22 protein-coding genes and 1 tRNA gene are annotated in these 22,253 nt (G+C 71.1%); 7 read left to right on the forward strand and 16 right to left on the reverse strand.

Annotated features, from left to right (window positions below):
• The first annotated feature begins 14 nt into the window (after positions 1-14).
• The 3 genes from E4K62_RS12180 (at position 15) to E4K62_RS12190 (ending at position 3,271) form a co-directional block, all read left to right on the forward strand.
• Positions 15-1,013: an SDR family oxidoreductase gene (locus E4K62_RS12180; RefSeq protein WP_135067796.1), complete on the forward strand. Its 999-nt coding sequence runs from the start codon at positions 15-17 to the stop codon at positions 1,011-1,013.
• Positions 1,014-1,094: 81 nt separating this feature from the next.
• Complete coding sequence (locus E4K62_RS12185; RefSeq protein WP_135067798.1) at positions 1,095-1,829, forward strand: response regulator transcription factor; 735 nt, start codon at positions 1,095-1,097, stop codon at positions 1,827-1,829.
• A 56-nt stretch (positions 1,830-1,885) separates the two neighbouring features.
• On the forward strand, positions 1,886-3,271 hold the full coding sequence (locus E4K62_RS12190) for a sensor histidine kinase (RefSeq protein WP_240742682.1): 1,386 nt from the start codon (positions 1,886-1,888) through the stop codon (positions 3,269-3,271).
• Positions 3,272-3,275: 4 nt separating this feature from the next.
• On the opposite strand, the gene E4K62_RS12195 is transcribed toward E4K62_RS12190, so the two are convergent.
• The 6 genes from E4K62_RS12195 to E4K62_RS12220 form a co-directional block, all read right to left on the reverse strand.
• The gene (locus E4K62_RS12195; protein ID WP_135067800.1) at positions 3,276-4,832 is read right to left on the reverse strand and encodes an FAD-dependent oxidoreductase; all 1,557 of its coding nucleotides are present in this window, start codon (positions 4,830-4,832) and stop codon (positions 3,276-3,278) included.
• Positions 4,829-5,701 carry an FAD:protein FMN transferase gene (locus E4K62_RS12200; protein ID WP_135067802.1) on the reverse strand — a complete coding sequence of 291 codons (873 nt, stop codon included), beginning with the start codon at positions 5,699-5,701 and terminating at the stop codon, positions 4,829-4,831. Before E4K62_RS12200 ends, E4K62_RS12195 begins: the two co-directional genes overlap by 4 nt.
• Positions 5,702-5,705: 4 nt before the next feature.
• Positions 5,706-6,131: a hypothetical protein gene (locus E4K62_RS12205; protein WP_135067804.1), complete on the reverse strand. Its 426-nt coding sequence runs from the start codon at positions 6,129-6,131 to the stop codon at positions 5,706-5,708.
• 22 nt (positions 6,132-6,153) lie between these two features.
• Positions 6,154-7,188 carry a ribose-phosphate diphosphokinase gene (locus E4K62_RS12210; RefSeq protein ID WP_135067806.1) on the reverse strand — a complete coding sequence of 345 codons (1,035 nt, stop codon included), beginning with the start codon at positions 7,186-7,188 and terminating at the stop codon, positions 6,154-6,156.
• Positions 7,163-8,620: a bifunctional UDP-N-acetylglucosamine diphosphorylase/glucosamine-1-phosphate N-acetyltransferase GlmU gene (gene glmU, locus E4K62_RS12215; RefSeq protein ID WP_135067808.1), complete on the reverse strand. Its 1,458-nt coding sequence runs from the start codon at positions 8,618-8,620 to the stop codon at positions 7,163-7,165. The genes E4K62_RS12210 and glmU overlap by 26 nt, the downstream gene beginning before the upstream one ends.
• Before the next feature lies 1 nt (position 8,621).
• Positions 8,622-8,693 (reverse strand) — tRNA-Gln (locus E4K62_RS12220).
• Between the two features lie 84 nt (positions 8,694-8,777).
• Between E4K62_RS12220 and E4K62_RS12225 the strand changes: the two genes are divergently transcribed.
• A complete protein-coding gene (locus tag E4K62_RS12225) occupies positions 8,778-9,275 on the forward strand; it encodes a MarR family winged helix-turn-helix transcriptional regulator (RefSeq protein WP_135067810.1) in 498 nt (165 codons plus the stop codon).
• 48 nt (positions 9,276-9,323) lie between these two features.
• Here E4K62_RS12225 and E4K62_RS12230 read toward each other — a convergent pair whose 3' ends face one another.
• Complete coding sequence (locus E4K62_RS12230; RefSeq protein ID WP_135067812.1) at positions 9,324-11,114, reverse strand: ABC-F family ATP-binding cassette domain-containing protein; 1,791 nt, start codon at positions 11,112-11,114, stop codon at positions 9,324-9,326.
• Between the two features lie 40 nt (positions 11,115-11,154).
• Here E4K62_RS12230 and E4K62_RS12235 point away from each other — a divergent pair, with 40 nt between their 5' ends.
• Positions 11,155-11,367 carry a KTSC domain-containing protein gene (locus E4K62_RS12235; protein WP_135067814.1) on the forward strand — a complete coding sequence of 71 codons (213 nt, stop codon included), beginning with the start codon at positions 11,155-11,157 and terminating at the stop codon, positions 11,365-11,367.
• Between the two features lie 36 nt (positions 11,368-11,403).
• Here E4K62_RS12235 and E4K62_RS12240 read toward each other — a convergent pair whose 3' ends face one another.
• The 7 genes from E4K62_RS12240 to E4K62_RS12270 all read right to left on the reverse strand — a co-directional run bounded on the left by E4K62_RS12240 (position 11,404) and on the right by E4K62_RS12270 (position 17,018).
• The gene (locus tag E4K62_RS12240) at positions 11,404-12,333 is read right to left on the reverse strand and encodes an ABC transporter substrate-binding protein (protein ID WP_135067816.1); all 930 of its coding nucleotides are present in this window, start codon (positions 12,331-12,333) and stop codon (positions 11,404-11,406) included.
• Positions 12,334-12,359: 26 nt separating this feature from the next.
• Positions 12,360-13,082 (reverse strand): ABC transporter permease, encoded by a 723-nt coding sequence (locus tag E4K62_RS12245; RefSeq protein WP_135067818.1) that lies wholly within the window; start codon positions 13,080-13,082, stop codon positions 12,360-12,362.
• The gene (locus E4K62_RS12250; protein WP_135067820.1) at positions 13,079-13,762 is read right to left on the reverse strand and encodes an ABC transporter permease; all 684 of its coding nucleotides are present in this window, start codon (positions 13,760-13,762) and stop codon (positions 13,079-13,081) included. Before E4K62_RS12250 ends, E4K62_RS12245 begins: the two co-directional genes overlap by 4 nt.
• On the reverse strand, positions 13,759-14,583 hold the full coding sequence (locus E4K62_RS12255; protein ID WP_135067822.1) for an ABC transporter ATP-binding protein: 825 nt from the start codon (positions 14,581-14,583) through the stop codon (positions 13,759-13,761). Before E4K62_RS12255 ends, E4K62_RS12250 begins: the two co-directional genes overlap by 4 nt.
• 13 nt (positions 14,584-14,596) lie before the next feature.
• Positions 14,597-14,899 (reverse strand): DUF427 domain-containing protein, encoded by a 303-nt coding sequence (locus E4K62_RS12260; protein ID WP_135067824.1) that lies wholly within the window; start codon positions 14,897-14,899, stop codon positions 14,597-14,599.
• Between the two features lie 128 nt (positions 14,900-15,027).
• Positions 15,028-15,957, reverse strand: coding sequence for a 4-(cytidine 5'-diphospho)-2-C-methyl-D-erythritol kinase (locus E4K62_RS12265; RefSeq protein ID WP_167747783.1), 930 nt, complete (start codon positions 15,955-15,957; stop codon positions 15,028-15,030).
• Positions 15,954-17,018, reverse strand: coding sequence for an aldo/keto reductase (locus tag E4K62_RS12270; protein ID WP_135067826.1), 1,065 nt, complete (start codon positions 17,016-17,018; stop codon positions 15,954-15,956). The genes E4K62_RS12265 and E4K62_RS12270 overlap by 4 nt, the downstream gene beginning before the upstream one ends.
• Positions 17,019-17,153: 135 nt before the next feature.
• On the opposite strand from E4K62_RS12270, the gene E4K62_RS12275 reads away from it, so the two are divergent.
• Positions 17,154-18,734 (forward strand): stealth conserved region 3 domain-containing protein, encoded by a 1,581-nt coding sequence (locus E4K62_RS12275; RefSeq protein WP_240742684.1) that lies wholly within the window; start codon positions 17,154-17,156, stop codon positions 18,732-18,734.
• Here E4K62_RS12275 and E4K62_RS12280 read toward each other — a convergent pair.
• Together E4K62_RS12280 and rsmA are read right to left on the reverse strand one after the other, a co-directional pair.
• Entirely contained in the window at positions 18,688-19,623 is a 936-nt protein-coding gene (locus tag E4K62_RS12280; RefSeq protein WP_135067830.1) for a phosphodiesterase, read from the reverse strand. The genes E4K62_RS12275 and E4K62_RS12280 overlap by 47 nt on opposite strands.
• 121 nt (positions 19,624-19,744) lie before the next feature.
• Positions 19,745-20,605: a 16S rRNA (adenine(1518)-N(6)/adenine(1519)-N(6))-dimethyltransferase RsmA gene (gene rsmA / locus E4K62_RS12285; RefSeq protein WP_135067832.1), complete on the reverse strand. Its 861-nt coding sequence runs from the start codon at positions 20,603-20,605 to the stop codon at positions 19,745-19,747.
• A gap of 71 nt (positions 20,606-20,676) precedes the next feature.
• Between rsmA and E4K62_RS12290 the strand changes: the two genes are divergently transcribed.
• Positions 20,677-22,134, forward strand: a complete 1,458-nt coding sequence (locus E4K62_RS12290; RefSeq protein WP_135067834.1) for a sugar porter family MFS transporter — start codon at positions 20,677-20,679, stop codon at positions 22,132-22,134.
• The last annotated feature ends 119 nt before the right edge of the window (positions 22,135-22,253 follow it).

Raw genomic sequence — 22,253 nt, forward strand, 5'->3', positions numbered from 1 at the left:
TCTAGGGTCGTCGTGTGAGCTCTCGACGCATCCTCTTCCTGGGCGGTTCCGGTGTCATCAGCACGTCGTGCGTGCACGCCGCCGTCGCGGCGGGTCACGACGTGACCGTCCTCAACCGCGGCCGGAGCCCGCGAACGCTGCCCCCGGAAGTGCGGGAGCTGGTCGCCGACGTCCGCGACGCCGAGGCGGTGAGCGCAGCGCTGGCGGGCGCTGAGTTCGACGTCGTCGCCGATTTCCTGTCGTTCGTGCCCGCGCACGTGCAGACGGCGCTCGAGGTCGCCGGCGAACGTGCCGGGCAGTACATCTTCATCAGCTCCGCTTCGGCGTACCAGAAGCCGCCCACGCGCGTGCCCGTGACCGAATCCACGCCGCTGCGCAATCCGTTCTGGCAGTACTCCCGCGACAAGATCGCGTGCGAGGACCTCCTCATCGCGGCCTACCGCGACCGGGGCCTCCCTGTCACGATCGTGCGCCCGTCCCACACGTACGACGACACGCTGCTGCCCACGATGGCGGGATGGACCGACGTGGCGCGCCTGCGCGCCGGCAAGCCCGTCGTGGTCCACGGCGACGGCACGACGCAGTGGACGCTGACCCACAGCGACGACTTCGCCGTCGCCTTCACCGGGCTCCTCGGCAACCCCGCCGCGATCGGCGAAGCGTTCACGCTCACCGGAACGCACGCGCCCACGTGGAACCAGATCTACACGTGGCTCGCCGACGCGGCCGGCGTGGCCGATCCGCAGCTCGTGCACATCGCCAGCGAGACGATCGCCGCGTGGGACCCCGACCTCGGGCCCGGTCTCCTCGGCGACAAGGCCCATTCCATGGTGTTCGACAACGCCAAGGTGTCGGCCCTGGTGCCGGAATTCCGGACGACGATCCCCTTCGACGAGGGCGCACGGCGCATCCTGGCCTGGTTCGAGTCTCACCCCGAGCGGCAGCAGATCGACGAACGCCGGGATGCGATGTTCGACCGGATGATCGCGCACGCGCGCTCCGCAGGCGCCTGATCGGGCCCGCCTCACGGCGCTCACAGCCTGCACATAACCGGGACCATAGGAATGTCATAGTTCAAGGCGCACAATGGCCTCATGAACGCGGCTGCCACCCCCACCGCCCTGACCCGACCCGACGGCACTCCGCTGCGCGTTCTCGTCGTCGATGACGAGCAGATGCTCACCGACCTTCTTTCGATGGCGCTGCGCATGGAGGGCTGGGACGTGCGGACGGCCTCGTCCGGGCTGCAGGCCCTGCAGGCCGCCCGCGACTTCGCGCCCGATGCCATGGTGCTGGACATCATGATGCCCGACCTCGACGGCATGTCGGTGCTGCAGCGCCTGCGCCACTCGGGCAACGACGTGCCGGTGCTGTTCCTGACCGCCAAGGATGCCGTGGCCGATCGCGTCGCCGGCCTCACCGCCGGCGGCGACGACTACGTCACCAAGCCGTTCAGCCTTGAGGAGGTCGTGGCCCGGCTGCGCGGGCTCATGCGACGCGCCGGGACGGCGACCGCGGGAGACGCCGAGCCGATCCTGCGCGTGGCCGATCTGTCGCTGAACGAGGACAGCCATGAGGTCTTCCGCGGCGACGACGAGATCGAGCTCACCGCGACCGAGTTCGAGCTGCTGCGCTATCTCATGCGCAACCAGCGGCGAGTGGTGTCCAAGGCGCAGATCCTCGACCGCGTGTGGAACTACGACTTCGGCGGTCGCTCCAGCGTCGTCGAGCTCTACATCTCCTACCTGCGCAAGAAGATCGACCAGGGGCGCGAACCCCTCATCCACACTGTGCGCGGCGTCGGCTACATGATCAAAGCGCCGCAGTGACGGGGCCCCGGAACCGCCTCCCGAGCTACCACACCTGGAGCCTGCAGGCGCGGTTGATGACCGCGATCATCGGGATGGTCGCGGTCATCCTCGCGATCATCGCGCTGTCCACGGCCGCGATCCTCGGCCAGGTGCTGCAGGAGAACCTCGACACGAACGTGCGCAAGGCCGCGGAGGACGTGCGGCTGAACCCGCAGAGCACGGCCCAGGAAGTGCTGACCACCGGCCGCTTCGGCGACGGCACGCTGCTGGTCACGCGGACAGCGGGCGGCGGCACCACCGGCGCGTACGTCGACGACGGCACCGTTCGCGTGCTGGACCGGTCGCAGATCTCCGACATCCTCGAGTCGGTGGGCGGGGCCACGTCCTACACCGTCGAGCTGGCCGCCCTGGGCGACTACCGGGTGGCCACGTTGGAGGGCCGCCAGGTGCTCGCGATCATCGGCCTGCCGCTGACGGAGATCACCGGCACGCTGTCGCAGATCCTCGCGACCGTCGTCATCGTCACCACCGGCGGCCTGCTGCTGCTCTCGGCGATCATCGCCGTCGTCATCCGGATCGGGCTCGGCCCGCTGCGCGCCGTCGCCGACACCGCCACGCGTGTGGCGAAGGTGCGCATGGACTCCGGCGACGTGTCGATCACCGAACGGGTGCCGGCCGATCAGGCGGACGAGAGCACCGAGATCGGGCAGGTCGGCGCAGCCTTGAACACCCTGCTCGACCACGTGGATGCCTCGCTCACGGCCCGCCAGCGCAACGAGGAGCTGATGCGCAGCTTCGTCGCCGACGCGAGCCACGAACTGCGCACGCCCCTCACCTCCATCCGCGGGTACTCGGAACTGTCCCTGCGCGACCCGTCGCTGACCCCCGGCATCCAGGCGGCGCTGGAGCGGATCCAGGCGCAATCACTGCGGATGACCGCGCTCGTGGAGGACCTGCTGCTGCTGGCCCGACTGGACGAGGGAACCGAGCTGGTCTACGACGAGGTCGACCTCACCCGGCTCGCCATCGAAGCCGTCGAGGACGCCCGTCCGGCGGGGCCCGCCCACCGCTGGGTGCTGGACGTCGACGACGAACCCGTCACGCTGGCCGGCGACGCCGCGCGCCTTCGCCAGGTCGCCGACAACCTGCTGGCCAATGCGCGCACGCACACGCCCGCCGGCACGGTCGTGACGGTATCGGTGCGCCGGGAGGGCGAGGAGGGCGTGCTCAGCGTGCACGACGACGGGCCCGGTGTCGATCCGGCCGTGGCCGACCGGCTGTTCGAGCGGTTCTCGCGCGGCGACGTGTCCCGCGCACGTCAGACCGGCGGCACCGGCTTGGGGCTGTCGATCGCGCGGGCGATCGTTGCGGCGCACGACGGCACCATCGGCGTTCGCAGCACGCCGGGCGACACCACCTTCGAGGTGCGCCTGCCGTTGCGGCACGCCGGCTCCGCGTGAGGGCTCAGTACCCCGAGAACGCGTCGGTCGTGAGCGAGCGGGCACGCTCCAGCGCCGGTGCCAGATCGGCCAGCAGTGCCGGCGGGCCGGAGATGTAGGCGTGGCGCGCGGTGATGTCGGGCACCATCCGCAGGAGCCCGTCCGCGTCCACCCGCACGCCGCGGCCGGCCCAGCGCCAGTGCGCCGGCAGGTCGGCGGGCGCGTCGCGCGAGTACACCACCACCGGGATCCCGGAGCGCTCGATCTCATCGCGATACGCCAGCTCCGAAGCATCCGAGACGACGTAGACGAGCACGATGTCACGGTCCTGCTCGGTGGTCACGACGTGGCGCAGCTGCGACACGAACGGCGTCACCCCGATCCCGGCGGCCACCAGCAGCAGCGGCGCCGTGGTCCGGGTGGGCAGAAGGAAATCGCCCCACACGCCCGTCACCGGGAGGGTGGCACCGGGCGGCACAGCGGCGAGGGCCCGCTTGTAGCTGGATTTGGAGCCCTCCTTGAAGGCGATCCGCACGACGGGCATCTCCTCCGGGGCGGAGGCGATGGAGAACTCCCGCCGTGTGCCGCGCGCATCCGGGCGCCGGTGCGGCACTGCCAGTTCGAGGTACTGCCCCGGCCGGAAGGCGAAGGGACGCCGGGTGCGGAAGGTCAGCTCGCGCACCGTCGGTGTCACCTCCCGCCGTCCTTCCAGGACGAGCCGGACGGCCGCGCGCCACGTGAAGGCGAACGCGAGGAGGTTGCCCGCCAGGAGGGCGAACTCCTGCCCGAGCGTGATCGCCCCCACATCGATCGGCCAGCCCGCGAGCACGCCGACGAGCGCCGCGACGGCGAACTGCTGCCAGCGGCGCGGGGGCATCGTGAGCGGTTCGGACAGCATGAAGGCGCCCAGGAACAGGTACGGCGACGACAGCGCCACTTGCGTGAGGATGGCGAGCGCGTCCACCTCGACACCGGCGGCGGAATCCAGGGCCACCGCCCGCAAGAACGCCACCCCCACCGCGATGACCCAGAACCCCGCGACCATGCGCAGCTTCTCGGTGCGCCACAGCACCGCCACCCCCAGCACGAGCACCGGGACGGCCATCGCGGGAGTCCCCACCCACCATGCCGAGGCGCCCAGCGCCGGCACGGCGACGCCGACGAGGGTGAGCGCCGCCGCGCCCACCGCGGCGGGGTTGAAGACGTGGCGCCCGCGCCAGGCGAGCACGTATTTCGACAGGGAGGCCACGGCACCGGCTCCCGCGATGCCGGCCAGGCCCGCGGGATCCACCGTCGGGAACAGCACGAACAGCAGGATCGCGGCGGTGATGAGGGAGGATTCCACCCGCAGCGGCACCCGCAGCATCCGGTGCAGCGCGAGGTCGACGACGACGCAGACGGCGCCGAGCACGATCGCGGTGACGATGAGCTCGAGCGGGCCGGGGCCCACCAGGCCCACGAGGGAGAGCACGACGGCGATGGCGGCGAGGGCGGCCAGCGACAGCAGCACGAGGCGGTAGCTGGAGAGGCGGCCGAGGACGCCGAACACGCGCGTCCACCCCGCGGTCAGTGCACCGATCACGAGAACAACTCTGCCGTACATCCGGGCGACCACTCCACGCGGCCGTCGGTGCGCATCCGCACCCACTGCGCGCCCCACGCGGCGGCCAGCTCCGGCCCGCCCTCGAAGAACAGGGCGGTGGCCAGCGCGTCGGCGTGCAGTGCGGTGCCGGCGACCGCCCACGTGGCGGCGTAGGCGCGCACGGGCGCTCCGGTCCGGGCGTCCAGGACGTGATGGAGCCCCTGCCCCCACGCGCGCCGGGTGACGCCGGAGGCGCACAGGGCGGCGTCGGCGACCTCGATCACGCCGATCGCGCGACGGGGGTCGAACGGATGCTCCAACCCGATGCGGTGCGCGGCGCCGCGGACGGCGAGGTCGCCGGACGCATCCACGAGCACGTCGGCCGCGCCGGATTCCTGCACGGCGGCCAGCACGAGGTCGACGAGGCGCCCCTTCCCCACGGCGCCCACGTCGATCATCGCCGGAGCATCGAGGGCGAGCCGGCCGTCCTCCCACGTCAGGCTGCGGCGCCAGTCGGCCGGAGCGGGCACCGGGCTTGCGGCGGCGGACAGGCGGTATCCCGCGCCGTAGCCGAGACGCGCGAGCGCGTCGCCGACGAGCGGGTTGACGCCCCCGCCGGTGGCGGTGTCCAGTGCGGTGTAGACCTCGAGCATCGCCGGAGCATCGGGCGGAAGGGGCACCGTGCCGCCCGAGCCGGCCAGGACGCTCACGAGGGAGTCGGGGCGGAAGCGCGACCAGGTCCGGTCGAACGCATCCACGATCCCCTCGACCCGCGAGCGCACCTCGGGCGGAAGCGGCTCAGCGGTCTCCACCGACCAGAGCGTGCCGATCGCGTCGAACGTCCAGACCGCGCGCGGTGCCGGCCGCATCGGCTCAGGCCGCGGCCTCTGCCTTGATGGTCTCGAGGGCGTCGTTGAATCCGCCGCTGGTGAGCGAGGAGCCCGCCACTCGGCTCACCGAGATCTCGTCGATGTCGCGGCCGACGACCTCATCCGAGATGCCGCCGATGAAGCGCCCCTGGTACTGCACCGACTGCGGCGCCTGCGGGTCACCGACCACCTCCACGGCGGTGATGACGTCATCGGCCAGGGTGATCGTGACCTCGATGGTCTCGGTCGTCTCGGGGGTGCGATACGAGCCCTCGGCCGTGTAGGTGCCGTCGGTGTAGGCGATGTCCTCCGACGGCGCGCCGGCCTGCGCGCCGGAACTGGCGCAACCGGACAGGCCGGCCAGGCCCACGACCCCGGCGAGGGCAGCACCGACACGGACGGGGCGGGGTGGAGCGCTGGGGTGGAGCATGGGGTTCTCCTTCACGCGGGGGTCAGGCCTCGCCGCCGAACATGCTGGTGACCGAGCCGTCTTCGAAGACCTCGCGGATCGCGCGCGCCAGCAGCGGCGCGATGGACAGCACGGTGAGGCCCTCGAACCGTTCGTCGGCGGGGATCGGCACCGTGTCGGTGACCACGACCTGGTCGATCGCGACGTCCTGCAGCCGCTCGATGGCGGGCGGGCTGAAGATCGCGTGGGTGGCGGCGACGATGACCTTGCGCGCGCCGGCCTCCTTCAGCGCCTGCGCCGCCTTGACGATCGTGCCGCCGGTGTCGATCATGTCGTCCACCAGCAGGCACGTGCGGCCGGAGACCTCACCGACGATCTCGTGCACCGTGACCTGGTTCGCGACCTTCGGATCGCGCCGCTTGTGGATGATCGCCAGCGGCGCGCCCAGGCTGTCCGACCACGTGTCGGCCACGCGCACGCGGCCCATATCGGGCGAGACGACCGTGAGCGTCTCGCGGTCCTCTTCGCTCAGGTGCTCACGGAAGTACTCCAGCAGCACCGGCTTGGCGAAGAGGTGGTCCACGGGTCCGTCGAAGAAGCCCTGGATCTGCGCGGCGTGCAGATCGACGCTCATGATGCGGTCGGCGCCGGCGGTGGTGAGCAGGTCGGTGATCAGGCGCGCGCTGATCGGCTCGCGGCCGCGGCCCTTCTTGTCCTGCCGGGAGTACGGGAAGTACGGCGCCACGACGGTGATGCGCTTGGCCGACGCGCGCTTGAGGGCGTCCAGCATGATGAGCAGCTCCATGAGCCACTCGTTGACCGGCGGGCCGAAGGACTGGATGACGAAGACGTCGCATCCGCGGATGGACACCTCGAAGCGCGTGTAGATCTCCCCCGACGCGAAGGTGCGGTGCTCGGTGGGGGCGAGCTCCGTGCCGAGCTGCGCGGCGACCTGGGCCGCCAGCTCGCGGTGGGAGCGACCGGCGGCGACGACGAGACGCTTCTTCGTCTTGGCCACCAGGCCGGGGGCGATGCCGTTGACCCGATCGAGATCAACCGTGTTCTTCTTGCGACCCATCGCCAGCTTCCTGTGCAGCCCGGGCGTGAGCTGCGGCGGATGCCGCGCCCGTGCCCGGTCGGTTCTTTTCGACCCACCCCTCGACGTTGCGCTGGGGGGCCACGCTCAGTGCCAGGGCGCCGGGGGGAACGTTCTTGCGGATCACCGCGCCGGCCCCGGTCTTGGCACCTGCTTCGATCCTAACCGGCGCCACGAACACGTTGTGCGAGCCGGTGTGCACCTCGTCGCCGATCTCGGTGCGGTGCTTGGTCAGATCGTCGTAGTTCGCCGTGATCGCACCGGCACCCAGGTTCACGCCGCGCCCGATGGTGGTGTCGCCGATGTAGGACAGGTGCGGCACCTTGCTGCCCTCCCCGATCGAGGAGTTCTTCGTCTCGACGAAGGTGCCGATCTTGCCGCCCTCGGCCAGCGTGGTGTTGGGGCGGAGGAACGCGAACGGGCCGACGTTCGTGCGCGCGCCGATGACGGCGAGGGTCGCGTCGGTGCGCCGGACGACGGCGTCCTCCCCCACTTCGCAGTCCACCAGGCTCGTGTCCGGCCCCACCGTGGCGCCGGCGGCGATGGTCGTTGCGCCCAGGATGTGCGTGTTGGGCAGGACCGTCACATCCGGAGCGAGGGTGGCGTCCACGTCGATCCACGTCGTGGCCGGATCCTGCACGCTCACGCCCTCCAGCTGCCAGCGACGGACCGTCCGGGCGTTGAGGATGCGCGCCGCCTCGGCCAGCTGCACGCGATCGTTCACGCCGAGCGCCGCGGTGGCATCGGGGGCGAGGGCGGCGGCCACCAGCAGCCGGGAGTCGCGCAGCAGTCCCACGACGTCGGTCAGGTAGCGCTCGCCCTGCGCGTTCGCCGTGCCCACGAGGTCGAGGTGGCTGCGCAGCGCGGGGGCCTGGAAGACGTAGACGCCGACGTTGATCTCCGCCACGGCGGCCTCGTCGTCGCTGGCGTCCTTCTGCTCGACGATGCGCTGCACGTCGCCGTGGGAGTCGCGGATGATGCGGCCGTAGCCGGTGGGGTCGTCCACGCGCGCGCTGAGGATGGTCGCCGCCGCCCCCGACGCCCGGTGGGTGGCGAGGAGGTCGGCGAGGGTGGAGGTCTCCAGCAGCGGCACGTCGCCGCTGAGCACGAGGACGTCGCCGGCGAAGTCGCCGAGGTCGTCCAGCGCCACCTGCACGGCCCGGCCGGTGCCGGGGATCTCGTCCTGGTCGACGACGTGCACGCCGGGGGCGAGGTCGTTGACGGTCTCCACGACGCGGTCGCGGTCATGGCGGACGACCACCTCGATCCGCACGGGATCCAGGGCAGCAGCGGTGTCCAGCACGTGCCCCACGAGCGGCCGCCCGCCGAGGGGATGGAGCACCTTGGGCAGGCGCGAGCGCATGCGCGTGCCTTGACCGGCGGCGAGGATCACGATGGCCAGATCATTCGTCATGCTCCGCCGCCAGGATTCGAACCTGAACCTCACAGCTCCAAAGGCTGTCGTGCTGCCGTTACACCACAGCGGACCGCCGCCGCGTGATGCGAGGGCGCCTTCCAGTCTGCCATCCCCCGCGCCGGGAGATCGGCCCGGTGCTGGCCATAATGGGACGGTGAGCCAGGAGAGCGACGAGGTCGACCGCATCGTCGATGCGTGGATCCGGCAGCGACCCGACCTGGACTTCTCTCCGCTGGAGGTCCTCTCCCGCGTCGACCGGCTCTCCCGCCACCTCGACCGCGCCCGCAAGGAGGCCTTCCGCCGCAGCGAGCTCGAACCGTGGGAGTGGGACGTGCTCTCGGCCCTGCGGCGCGCAGGCGAGCCATTCCAGCTGAGCCCCAAGCAGCTCCTGCAGCAGACCCTCGTCTCCAGCGGCACGATGACCAACCGCATCGACCGCCTGGTCGGCCGCCGCCTCGTGCGCCGCGAGGCCGACCCCGCCGATGGCCGCAGCGTCCTGGTGACCCTGACCCCGGACGGACGAACCCGCGTGGATGCCGCGATCACGCGCCTCGTGGATGCCGAGGCGATCCTGCTCGACAGCCTCTCCCGCAGCGACCGCGAGCGCCTGGCCAACCTGCTGCGCAAGCTCAGCCTCGGCTTCGACGCCTGACCCGACCCCGCCCCGGCCACGCCCGAGGCCGCCCGTTCTGGGGGGGGATCAGCCGAGCGCTTCGCCCAGCTCGTACCAGCGGGTCTCGAGATCGTCGCGCTCCGCCTCCATCGCCGCGATGCGCTGCATCTCGGCGGCCAGGCCCGCGTAGTCGGCCTGATCGTGCTCGGCCAGCGCCATGCGGGCGGAGCCGATGTCCTTCTCCAGCTTGCCGATGCGCCGCTCGAGGGCGGCGACCTCCTTCTGCGCGGCACGCAGGTCGGCGCCGGAGAGTCCAGGGGCGGCCGCGACGGGGCCGGCGGCCGATCGCGCGGCGGTATCGGGCTGCGTCCGGCGCAGCCGCAGGTACTCCTCCACGCCGCCGGGCAGGTGACGGAGGTGCCCATCGAAGATCGCGTACTGCTGATCGGTCACCCGCTCCAGGAAGTACCGGTCGTGCGAGACCACGAGAAGCGTGCCCGGCCACGAGTCCAGGAGGTCCTCCATCGCGGCGAGCATGTCGGTGTCGAGGTCGTTGGTCGGCTCGTCCAGGATCAGCACGTTCGGCTGGTCCAGGAGGATCATGAGCAGCTGCAGGCGGCGCTTCTGGCCTCCGGAGAGATCTCGGACCGGGGTGGACAGCTGCGCGCTGGAGAATCCGAGGCGCTCCAGCAGCTGTCCGGGCGTGAGCTCCTGCGCCTTGGACCCGGCGCCGAACGTGTAGCTGGTGCGCAGGCCCGCGACAACGACCCGCACGGGATCGTCGAGGTGATCCTCCAGCTCGTCCAGGCGCTGCGTGAGGGTCGCCACGCGCACGGTCTTGCCGCGCTTGACCCGCCCGGCCGTCGGATGCACCGTGCCGTCGATGAGCCCCAGGAGGGTGGATTTTCCCGCGCCGTTGACGCCGAGGATGCCGGTGCGCTCCCCCGGCGCGATGCGCCACTCGACCCCGCGCAGCACCTCTCGGTCGTCGTACGCGACCGAGACATCGAGCAGGTCGACGACGTCCTTGCCCAGGCGCGAGACGGCGAGGGACTGCAGCGCGACGGGGTCGCGGATCTCCGGCACGTCCGCGATGAGCGCGTTGGCCGCGTCGATGCGGAACTTCGGCTTCGCCGTCCGCGCCGGAGCGCCGCGGCGCAGCCACGCGAGCTCCTTGCGGGCGAGGTTCTGGCGACGCGCCTCGATGGAGGCGGCCTGGCGGTCGCGTTCGACCCGCTGCAGGATGTAGGCGGCATATCCGCCTTCGAAGGCCTCGACGATGCGGTCGTGCACCTCCCACGTGACGGTGCAGACCTCATCGAGGAACCACCGGTCGTGCGTGACGACCAGGAGGCCTCCCGACCCCGCCGGCCAGCGCCGCTTGAGGTGCTCGGCGAGCCACGTGATGCCCTCGACGTCGAGGTGGTTCGTCGGCTCGTCCAGGAACAGCACGTCCCAGTCGCCGACGAGCAGACGCGCCAGCGCGACGCGCCGGCGCTGGCCGCCCGAGAGGGTGCCCAGGGGCGCATCCCACGCCAGGTCGGTCAGCAGGCCCGCGATGACATCGCGCACGCGGGGGTCGCCCGCCCACTCGTGATCGGCGAGGTCGCCGACGACCGCGTGTCCCACGGTGTCGTCGTCGTCGAGGACGTCGGCCTGATCCAGCACGCCGATGCGCACCCCGCCCCGTACCGTCACACGGCCGGAGTCGGGTTGCGCGCGCCCGGCCAGCATCGCCAGCAGGCTGGATTTGCCGTCGCCGTTGCGACCCACGATCCCGATGCGGTCGCCTTCGTTCACGCCGAGTGAGACGGAGTCGAAGACGACGGTGGTGGGGTATTCCAGGTGCAGGGCTTCGGCCCCGAGAAGATGCGCCATGTCCCTCCCAGCCTAGGCGGGCGGGCGTAGCGTGGCCTCCATGAGGCGAACCCGCGTGCGATCCGGCGCGATCGCGTCGGTCGGATACGACCCTGCGACCGCCGTCCTGGAGATCGAGTTCACCAGCGGCGACGTCTACGAGTACTTCGCCGTGCCGCCCTCCGCGCACCGCGGGCTGGTCGAGGCCGAGAGCATCGGCCGGCACTTCCTCGCGCACATCCGCGACGTGTACCCCGACCGGCGCGTGCGGTGAGTGCGGGGCGGGCCGTCGCCGGCCCGCCCCGACGGGTCAGTTCAGGCCGTTCTCCTCCAGCCACGCCTCGGCGATGTCTTCGGAGGACTCCTGGTCGACGGTGCTCTGCACGTTGAGCGCCACGAGTGCCTCGGGGGTCAGAGCGGCGCTGACGGCGTTGAGCACGTCGGCGATCTCGTCGGAGACATCGGCCTGCACGAGCGGCACGACGTTGGAGGCGAGGATCAGGTTCTCCGGGTCCTCCAGCGCGACGATCTCCTCGGTCTCGAACGCGGGGTCGGCGGTGTAGATGTCAGCGATGTTGACCGTGCCAGCCAGCAGGTCCTCGAGCGTGGTGGGGCCGGTCGCGGAGAAGGCCACGTCCACGCCGTAGACCTCCTTCGCCCCTGCCGGTCCGTACGGACGCTCCTCGAACTCCGGTGCCGCGCCGATCGTGAGGGGGACGTCCACCTCCGCCAGGTCGGCGATGGTCGTCAGGCCGTACTGTTCCGCGAACTCGGTCGTGACGGTGTAGGTGTCCTGATCGCTCGCCGGGGCGTACTCGAGGACCGTGAGCCCCTCGGGCAGGGCCTCCTGCAGTGCGGCGTACACCTCATCCGGCGCGGTCGCCGTCGCCGAAGGGTCGAAGTACTCCAGCAGGTTGCCGGTGTACTCCGGGAACACGGTGATGTCGCCGTCCTCGATGGCCGGCATGTACGCGTCGCGCTGGCCGATGTTGAATTGGCGTTCGACGTCGAATCCGGCGTCTTCGAGGGCCTGCGCGTAGATCTCCGCGATGATCTCGTTGGAGTAGTACTCCTGCGAACCGACGACGATGGTGGTGTCGTCGTTCTCGCGGCTGCTCTCCCCACCGGCGGGATTGTCGTCTTCGAGCGGGTTGCTCGATGCGCATCCCGCCAGGAGGAGGGTGCTGACGGTGCCGGCGGCGAGGAGGGCGCCGAGGCGCGAGTGCTTCGCTGTGGACATGGTGTTTCTCTCTCTGTGGGGGTTTTTCAGGATGCCGGAACCGGCCGCGCAGGGGAACCGCCCACCACGGAGCGGGCTGTGACGGTACGCTGTCCGGCCGGGACGACGGCGCGCTGCAGCAGTCCGAGTGCCAGATCGAGCGCGAGCGCCAGGAGGGCCACGAGCAGCGCCGCCCCGAGCACCTGGTCGAACCGCTGGAGCGGGATGCCCTGGATGATCGGATAGCCCAGGCCGCCGAGGTTCACGTAGGCGGCGATCGTGACGGTGGCCACCACCTGCAGCACCGCCGAGCGCAGTCCGCCCACGAGCAGCGGCAGGCCCAACGGCACCTCGACCCGCCACAGGATCTGCCACTCGGTCATCCCCACCGCCCGCGCCGCGTCGATGACGCGGCGGTCGATGGCCTCGAAACCCGTGAAGGCTCCGGCCAGCAGCGGCGGCACGGCCAGCAGCACGAACGTGATCACGGCCGCCTCAACGCGGTGGACGACACCCAGCAGCAGCACCAGGAGGATGAGGAGCCCGAAGGAGGGCACCGCGCGAGCCGCCCCCGACACCGCGAGAGCGATCTCGCGGCCCTTGCCGGTGTGACCGATCGCCCACCCCGCGGGCACGGCGATGACCGCGGCGAGGAGCACCGACACCGCGGTGTACCCCAGCTGCTGTCCGAACAGGGTCGGGAGCGAGTAGCTGCCGGTGAGGCGATCGGGCGAGAAGATCCACGCGAGCGCGTCGAGGAAGAGATTCATGCCGTCCTCCGAGCAGCGACCGCGGACGGGGCGGGGCGGGTCGTGGCGGTGCGCCGCGACCACGGCATGAGCAGACGGCCCGCCAGCACCAGCAGGACGTCGACGACGAGGGCGACCACGACGACGGCGACGATCCCGGCGAACACTTCGCTGAGGATGCGCCGCCCCAGGCCGTTGGTGAAGAGGTAGCCGAGGTTGGTGACCCCCACCAGCGCGCCGACTGTGGCCAGGGAGATCGTGGACACCGCCGCGACACGGAGGCCGGCCAGCACGACCGGCCCCGCCAAGGGGAACTCCACGCCCCAGAACCGCCGGAACGCTCCGAATCCGACGGCGGTGGCGGATGCGCGCACCGCGGCGTCGACGGAGTCGAGACCGTCGGCCACCGAGCGCACCAGGATCGCCACGGCGTAGATCGTCAGCGCCACCAGCAGGTTCAGCTCGCTGGTCGCGCGGTATCCGAACAGCGCGGGCAGGAGGATGAGCAGCGCGAGCGAGGGGATCGTGTACAGCAGGCCCGTGATGCTGATGATCCCGCCGCGCAGCAGGCGGAAGCGGAAGGCGAGCCAGCCGAGGGGCACCGACAGGATGAACCCGGCCGCGATCGCGACGACGCTCTGCCGCAGGTGCACCAGGGTCAGCTCGCCGATCAGGTCGAGGTTGTTCCAGACCCAGGTCACCCCGGCGACTCCTCCACGAGCGACCCCTGCGTGCGGCCGTCGCCGTCGACGACGATCGTGCCGGTCGGGGTGCGCTGCAGCCGCAGGGCCCGCTTCCCCCGCTCGGCGCCGATGAAGTCGGCGACGAATCCGGCTGTCGGGTCGGCGAGGATCTCCTCCGGCGTCCCCTGCTGCGCGATGCGGGCGCCCTTCTCCAGCAGCACCACCTGGTCGCCGAGGAGGAAGGCCTCATCCACGTCGTGCGTGACGAACACGATCGTCTTGCCGATCTCCCGCTGCAGGCGCAGCAGCTCCTGCTGCAACTCGGCGCGGACGATGGGATCCACCGCCCCGAAAGGCTCGTCCATGAGCAGGATGTTCGGATCGGCGGCGAGCCCGCGGGCAACGCCCACGCGCTGCTGCTGTCCGCCGGAGAGCTGGCCGGGATACCGGTCGGCCATGGCGCGGTCCAGTCCGACGGTGTCCATCAGCTCCAGCGCCCGGGCGCGGGCCTCGGCTCGCTTCACGCCCTCCAGCACCGGCACGGTCGCGATGTTCTCCGCCACGGTGAAGTGGGGCAGGAGGCCGGAGTTCTGCATGACGTAGCCGATCTGGCGCCGCAGGCGCACCGGCTCGCGTCCGGCGACGTCCTCCTCGTCGATCGAGACGGTGCCCGAGGTCGGGTCGACCATGCGGTTGATCATGCGCAGCAGGGTCGTCTTGCCGCATCCCGACGAGCCGACCAGCACCGTGGTGCGGCGCGAGGGGAGAACGAGACTGAAGTCCTCCACGGCGTGCGTGCCGTCGGGGAAGACCTTCGACACGTGCGAGAACTCGATCATGAGAGGCGAGGCGTCATTCGACGACCTCGACCTCCTTCCAGAAGGCGACATAGCCGGAGAAGTCTTTGCCGACGCGTTCGATCGCGGTCGGGTAGGGGTCGGGGTAGGCCCATGCCCGGTCGGTGAGTTCACGATCCCCCGCCGCCACGGTGTAGTACTGGCAGGCGCCCTTCCACGGACACGTGTACGGGGTGGGGCTGTCGGAGAGGACGCCGGCGCGGACGCTGTCCGGCGGGAAGTACCAATTGCCCTCGATCGAGATGAGGTCCTGCCGGTCGGCTTCGGCGATCACCGTGCCGTCGAGCACTGCTTTCATGTCTTCCTCCTGCACAGGGCGCCGTCGCCGGCGGTGGGATGGGCGTCACGCTACCCGAGGTCTCCGACGTGGCGCGTGACGCACTCTCGTGTTGTCAGCGCCGCGCGGGCACGGTAAATTCCCGCCGCTCAGATGAGGCGCGCCCCTGGCACCGGACCGTGCACGTGCATCGCGTGCAGGCCGGCCCCCGACAGGCTCACGCGCAGATCCAGCGCGGCGGCCTCGTCGGGTGCCAGGAAAGCCAGGGTGGGGCCGGAGCCGGACACGATGCCCGCCAGCGCTCCGCTGCGCTCCCCCGTCTCCAGCACGGCGGCCAGGTCGGGGCGCAGGTGCAGCGCAGGCGCCTGCAGGTCGTTGCGCAACGAGGCGGCCAGCATGCCCGCATCTCCCTGGCGCAGCGCGTGCAGCACGCCGGGGTCCACCGCCGGGCGGCGCGGCGCCCGCCCGATGTCGGCGAGGTGGCGCTCGCGATGCGCGTCCAGCTCCCGGTACACCACCGGGGTGGACATCCCCTCGTCACTCGGAACCAGCACCCAGTCGAAGCGACCCCTGGCCAGGGCGGAGCTCACCTCGTCGCCGCGTCCGGTTCCCACCGCGGTGCCGCCCAGCAGGGCGAAGGGCACGTCGGCGCCCAGGCGCGCGGCCAGGCGCAGCAGCTCGGCGGTGGAGAGCCCGGTCTCCCACAGCGCGTCGCATGCGACCAGGGCGGCCGCCGCATCCGCCGATCCGCCGCCCATGCCGCCGGCCACCGGCACCGACTTGCGGATCTCCAGGTGCACACCCTCCCGCACTCCGGTGGCGTGCGCGAGGAGGCGCGCCGCGCGGACGGCGAGATTGCGGTCGTCGGTGGGAACCTCGTCCAGGTCGATGGCGCCGGAGACCGCGACGGTGATGCCGTCGGCGGGGCTGGCCCACAGCTCCTCGTAGATCGACACGGCCTGGTAGGCCGTGGCGACCTCGTGGTATCCGTCGTCCTGGACGTCGCCGACTTCGAGGAAGACGTTGATCTTCCCGGGCGCGCGGACGTGGACGGCGTCGCTGGGGGTGGCCAGGCTCACCGGGCCGATTCCGCCCAGCGATCGAGATCGATCGTGTCGGCCAGCGCGTCGATGCGCTCCAGCTCTTCGGTGTCGAATGCCGGCCCGTTCACGGCGGCGAGGTTGTCGTCCAGCTGCTCGACGCGGGAGGCGCCGATCAGCGCGGAGGCCACGGTCGGCTCCCGCAGCACCCACTGGATCGACATCTGCGCGAGCGTCTGACCGCGCTCCTTGGCGATCAGGTTGAGCCCGCGCAGCGCCGAGACCGCCGCGTGCGGGAGGGGCGCGTCCGGGAGGGAGGAGCGGCGCTGGGCGCGCTGGGCACGGCCGTCGCCGAGGTACTTGTCGGTGAGGACCCCCTGGGCAAGGGGGGTGAAGGCGATCGCCCCCATCCCCTCCTGCGCGAGGACGCCGGTCAGTCCGTCCTCGACCCAGCGGTTCACGATCGAGTACGACGGCTGATGGATGATCAGCGGCGTCCCGAGCGACCGAGCCACCGCCGCCGCCACGGCGGTCTGCTTCTCGTCGTACTGGGAGATCCCGACGTACCGGGCCTTCCCCTGGCGCACGAGCGTGTCCAGTGCCCCGATCGTCTCCTCGATGGGGGTGACGGGGTCTGGACGGTGCGAGTAGAAGATGTCGACGTAGTCCAGGCCCATGCGGCGCAGCGACTGCTCGGCGCTGGCGAGGATGTACTTGCGCGATCCGAGGTCGCCGTACGGGCCCGGCCACATGTCCCACCCGGCCTTGGACGACACGATCAGCTCGTCGCGGTACGGGTGCAGATCTTCGCGCATCGCCCGGCCGAAGTTCGTCTCGGCGGAGCCGTAGGGCGGGCCGTAATTGTTCGCCAGATCGAAGTGCGTGACCCCCCGATCGAAGGCGTGCCGCAGCAGCTCGCGCTGGCGGTCGAAGGGGATGTTGTCGCCGAAGTTCCACCACAATCCGAGGGACACCGGCGGGAGGTACACTCCAGACGTACCCACCTGTCGGTAGTCGGTCGTCGCATAGCGATCCCCGGCAGCGGCGTAGGGGCGATGGAGGTCGGAGACGTCCGGGCGGAAGCGCGGTCGGTCGGTCACCCTCCGACCCTAGCGCGCACCCCCGGAACGAACGACCCCTCGGTGAAACCCGGTCGTAACGGGACTGATCTACCGTGGGCCCACTCCGCGTCCGCGGAGGAGCCCGCCCCTGAATGTTCTCGGAAGGAGAGCCCAGTGCGTCGATTCGTTCCCCTCCCCACTGAAATCGATCCGTGGCGGGCTCTGCTCGCCCGCGAGGACGTTCGCCTCCTCGACGGCGTGCTCCACCTCGTCACCGACGAGGTATCCCCCGCCGAGGCGCTGTCGCAGGACCTCCTCGACGTCGCCGACGCCCTGGAGGCGGCCGGGATCGACGTGCTCCTGGTCCGCGACAGCAACCGGCGCCCCAAGCTCGTCGCGGACGCCCGCACGGCTCCGGCGGCACTGGCGGCGCTGCGATCCGCGCGCCCCGGCGAGCCCTTCTACCTCAAGGGCCGCGGGGCCGACCCGGTGCCGATGCACGGAGTGGTCGTGGAAGCCGACGCCCTCGCCTCGTACGCGGTGTTCCGGCCGCGCACGAGCACCAACGGCGCCTACCGTTACGGCTCCTCGCTTGCTCCGCGGCTGGAGTTCTGGCGGTTCGGCGACACCCTCGTGGAGGCGCCCCGCCCCACCGTCCTCACCCGGCGCGTGACGCCGCGCGAAGACGTCGCTTTCGTGCGCACCGAGCGCTACGGCCGCTCGTGGCGGACGCTGGCCGGCATGTTCGACCCGCACCCCGACGAGGTCCGCGTCGACATCGACATGGTCTTCTCGTGGGTGGACGGATCGTCGACGGAGTTCCAGCGTCAGCGCGCCGCCCAGATGGACGGCTACGTCGTGGGCGACGGCGACGACTCGCCCGCCCGGTTCCGCCAGATCGACGAACTGCGCTACGCACTGCGCAGCGTCCACATGTACGCGCCGTGGGTGCGACGGATCTTCATCGCGACCGACTCCCCGCGGCCTGCCTGGCTCGCCGAGCACCCGAACGTGACCCTCGTGCGCAGCGAGGAGTTCTTCGCCGACACCGCCGTGCTGCCCACGCACAACTCCCACGCCGTCGAGGCGCAGCTGCACCGCATCGAGGGGCTGGCAGAGCACTTCCTCTACAGCAACGACGACATGTTCTTCGGCCGCCCCGTGACCCCGGAGCTGTTCTTCAGCGCCGGGGGCGTCAGCCGTTTCGTGGAGAGCGGCGTGCGCATCGGCACGGGCGCGCCGCATCCGGGGCGATCAGGGCACGACAACGGCCTGCGGGTGAACCGTGCGCTGCTGCAGGAGCGTTTCGGGCGTGTGATCACGCACGACCTGGAGCACTGCGCCGTACCGATGCGGCGCTCGGTCGCCGCTGAGCTGGAGCGCGAGTTCGCCGCGGACTATGCCCGCACCGCGGCCAACCGCTTCCGCGCCGCCACCGACATCTCCGTCACCAACAGCCTGTACCACTACTACGCGCTGCTGACGGGGCGGGCCGTGGTCACGCGCGAGCCGCGCGTGCAGTACGTGCAGACCACGCAGCTGGACTCCCTGCGCACCATGGAGCGGCTCGTCACGCGACGCGACACCGACATGTTCTGCCTCAACGACGGCAGCGTGCCCGAGATCCCGGAGGAGATGCGGGTGCGCGCCCTGCGCTCGTGCCTGGAGCGGGCCTTCCCGGTGCGCGCGCCGTGGGAGCACCCCGACGTCAGCGCAGGACCGGCAGCGGAGCGGTCGGCGGCGCTGTCCGGCTGAGGTCGGCCGAGGAGGTGGGCACTTCGATGCCCGCCTCGCGCAGGCGCACCGCGGAGGCGGCGGCGTCGACGTACTGCAGCGGCGGCGCATCCACCAGCGGCACGACCGAGTGCACGATCGTGTGGTCGTACACGTGGATGAGGTTGAACCCCTGTGCCGCGTCGTGCGGACGCGTGCCGCCCACCGGCACGGTCAGATCCTGCGTGTAGCACGTGGCCGACGCGACCGACACGGGGATGCCGGCGAAGGTGGCGAACGTGGAGTAGTGCAGGTGGCCGCCGATGATGGCGCGCACGTCGGTGCCCCGCAGCACGCGTGCCAGCCGCGCCTGGTCGCGCAGCTCCACGGTCGCGGCGAGGTCCAGCACGCTGGGCACCGGAGGATGGTGCAGCGCCAGGATCGTGCCGTGCGGGGCGGGGGTGGCGAGCACGTCGGCCAGCCACCGCAGTTGCGCGTCGGAGACCTCCCCGTGGTGGGAGCCGGGCACCGTGGTGTCCAGCGTGACGATCCGCAGTCCGTCCACCTCGTCCACACGGTCCACGGGGGCGGTCGGGTCCGATTCGTCGCCCGGCATCAGCTGCGCCCGGAAGGCCGTGCGGTCATCGTGGTTGCCCATCACCCAGATGACCTTCGCGCCCAGGCGTGCGGCGAGCGGTTCGACCAGCTCCCGCACCCGCGCGTACGCCTCGCCCTCGCCGTGATCGGCCAGGTCGCCGGTGAACACCAGCGCGTCGGGGCGGACCCCGGAGGCTTCGATCGCCGTGAGCGCCCGGGCGAGGGAGGCCTCGCTGTCGATCGCGTCGTACAGACGTGATCCGAGGGCACGCACGTGCGTGTCACTGAGATGGAGCAGGATGCGTTCGGCTTTCGGGTACTCGGCGTACCGCATGACTCCCCTTCGCGCCGGCGGGTGCGGCGATCTGGTGTTCGGCTCTTGCGTTCCGCGTCAAATGTTACCGGCATGTTTCGGGAGCGGGCCGGTAACGGGCGGGGAACGCGCCGTGAACGCGTCAGGAAGCGCCGCTGGCCGCCATCGCGCGCGCGACGCGGAGGAAGTCGTCGATCGACAGCTCCTCCCCGCGCGCCGTCGGCGCCACCCCGGCGCTCTCCAGCACCGCGGATGCGGCCGCCGACGAGCCCCCCAGCACCGCGGCGAGGGCCTGCCGCAGCATCTTGCGGCGCTGCTGGAACGCCGCATCCACGATCGCGAAGGTGCGGCGACGCTCCTCCTCGGTGCCGCGCGGCCGGGCGTCGCGGGAGAAGGCCACCAGCACCGAGTCGACGTTCGGCACCGGCCAGAAGACGTGACGCGACACCGTTCCGGCCAGCCGCCACGGTCCGTACCAGGCCGCCTTGGCGCTGGGCGAGCCGTACACCTTCGATCCGGGCGGGGCGGCCAGGCGCTCCCCCACCTCGGCCTGCACCATGACGACCCCCCGCGTGAGAGCCGGGAACGTCTCCAGGAAGTGCAGCAGCACCGGCACCGAGACGTTGTACGGCAGATTGGCCACGAGCACGTCCGGTTCGCCGGGGAGCTCGGTGATGCGCAGGGCGTCGGCGCACACGACGGTGAGCGCCCCGTCGGTCACGCCGTGCTCGCGTGCCGTGGCCGGCAGGCGCTCGGCGAGACGGGAGTCGATCTCCACGGCCACGACCTCCGCACCCTGCTCGAGCACCGCGAGGGTCAGCGATCCGAGGCCCGGGCCGATCTCCACGACCCGATCCTGCGGCGTGAGGGCGGCCACCTGCACGATCTTGCGGACGGTGTTGGCGTCGACGACGAAGTTCTGGCCCAGCTTCTTGGTGGGAACGACGTCCAGGTCCGCGGCGAGGCGGCGGATCTCGGTCGCGCCGAGGAGGGAGATGGGCATCCCTTCACTGTAGCCAGCCGCCGATGCAAGGCCTCATCCGCGACGAGGGCGCGAGGTATACGGTGGCCCCCATGAGCAAAACCGGCACCATCCCGGCAGACGCCTTCTCGATGCGCAGCCCCTTCGGGCGCCGCGCGGTGGGACTGTCCGTGGCCGCCGCCGTGGGCGGGTTCCTGTTCGGATTCGACTCCTCGGTCATCAACGGCGCCGTGGACTCCATCGAGGGCAACTTCGGGCTTTCCGACTTCCTCACCGGGCTCGTCGTCGCCGTCGCGCTGCTGGGCTGTGTGGCGGGCGCGATCCTCGCCGGCGCACTGTCCGATCGCTTCGGGCGGCTGAAGGTCATGATGCTCGGCGCGGTGCTGTTCCTGGTCTCCTCCGTCGGGTCGGGACTGACTTTCAGCGTCCCCGATCTCATCGTGTGGCGCGTCATCGGTGGCCTGGGCATCGGCATCGCCTCGGTCGTCGCGCCCGCCTACATCGCCGAGATCGCGCCGCGGCAGATCCGCGGCAGCCTCGCGTCGCTGCAGCAGCTGGCGATCACGCTCGGCATCTTCGCGGCGCTCCTCTCCGACGCCCTGTTGGCGAACGCCGCCGGCGGCGCATCGCAGCAGTTGTGGCTGGGCATGGAGGCGTGGCGATGGATGTTCCTCGTCGGCGTCGTGCCGGCGGCGGTGTACGGCATCCTGGCGTTCCTGGTGCCGGAGTCACCGCGCTATCTCATCGCGAAGGGCCGCTTCGACGAGGCGAAGGAGATCTTCTCCCGCCTGGTGCCACCGGCCGACCTCGACAAGACGATGAACGAGCTCACGCATGCGATCGAGTCCGACCGCGCCAATTCGGGCGTGAGTCTGCGCGGCAAGTCGCTGGGCCTGCAGCCGATCGTGTGGATCGGCATCATCCTCTCGGTGTTCCAGCAGTTCGTCGGGATCAACGTGATCTTCTACTACTCCACGACGCTGTGGAAGGCGGTCGGGTTCGACGAGAGCAACGCGCTGCTGGTGAGCGTCATCACGTCGGTGACGAACGTGCTGGTGACCCTCATCGCGATCTGGCTCGTCGACCGCGTGGGACGCAAGCCGATCCTGATGACCGGCTCGGTCATCATGACCCTGTCGCTGGGCACGATGGCCCTGGCCTTCTCGTTCGCAGAGGGGTCGGGCGAGGACGTCTCCCTGCCGGGCGCGTGGGGGCCCATCGCGCTGGTGGCGGCGAACCTGTTCGTCGTCGGATTCGGCGCCTCCTGGGGCCCGCTCGTGTGGGTGCTGCTGGGCGAGATCTTCCCCAGCCGCATCCGCGGCAAGGCGCTGGGCGTGGCCGCCGCCGCGCAGTGGCTGGCGAACTTCGCGATCACCGTGTCGTTCCCGCCGATGTCGGGCTGGTCGCTGCCGCTCACCTACGGCATGTACGCCTTCTTCGCGGCGCTGTCGTTCCTGTACGTGTGGTGGAAGATCCCCGAGACCAAGGGCATGGAACTCGAGCAGACCGAGACCCTGTTCGTGCAGAAGCCCAAGCCCGCGAAGGGCTGAGCCGCGAGCCGGCCCCACCCCTGGTCCGCGAGACTGCAGCGCACCGGCGAGACCGCGACATAATGCCGCGGTCTCGCCGGTGGCGTGCAGTGTCGCGGAGAGGACGCCGGCGGGCCGGG

Source organism: Microbacterium wangchenii, from assembly GCF_004564355.1.
Classification (GTDB): domain Bacteria; phylum Actinomycetota; class Actinomycetes; order Actinomycetales; family Microbacteriaceae; genus Microbacterium; species Microbacterium wangchenii.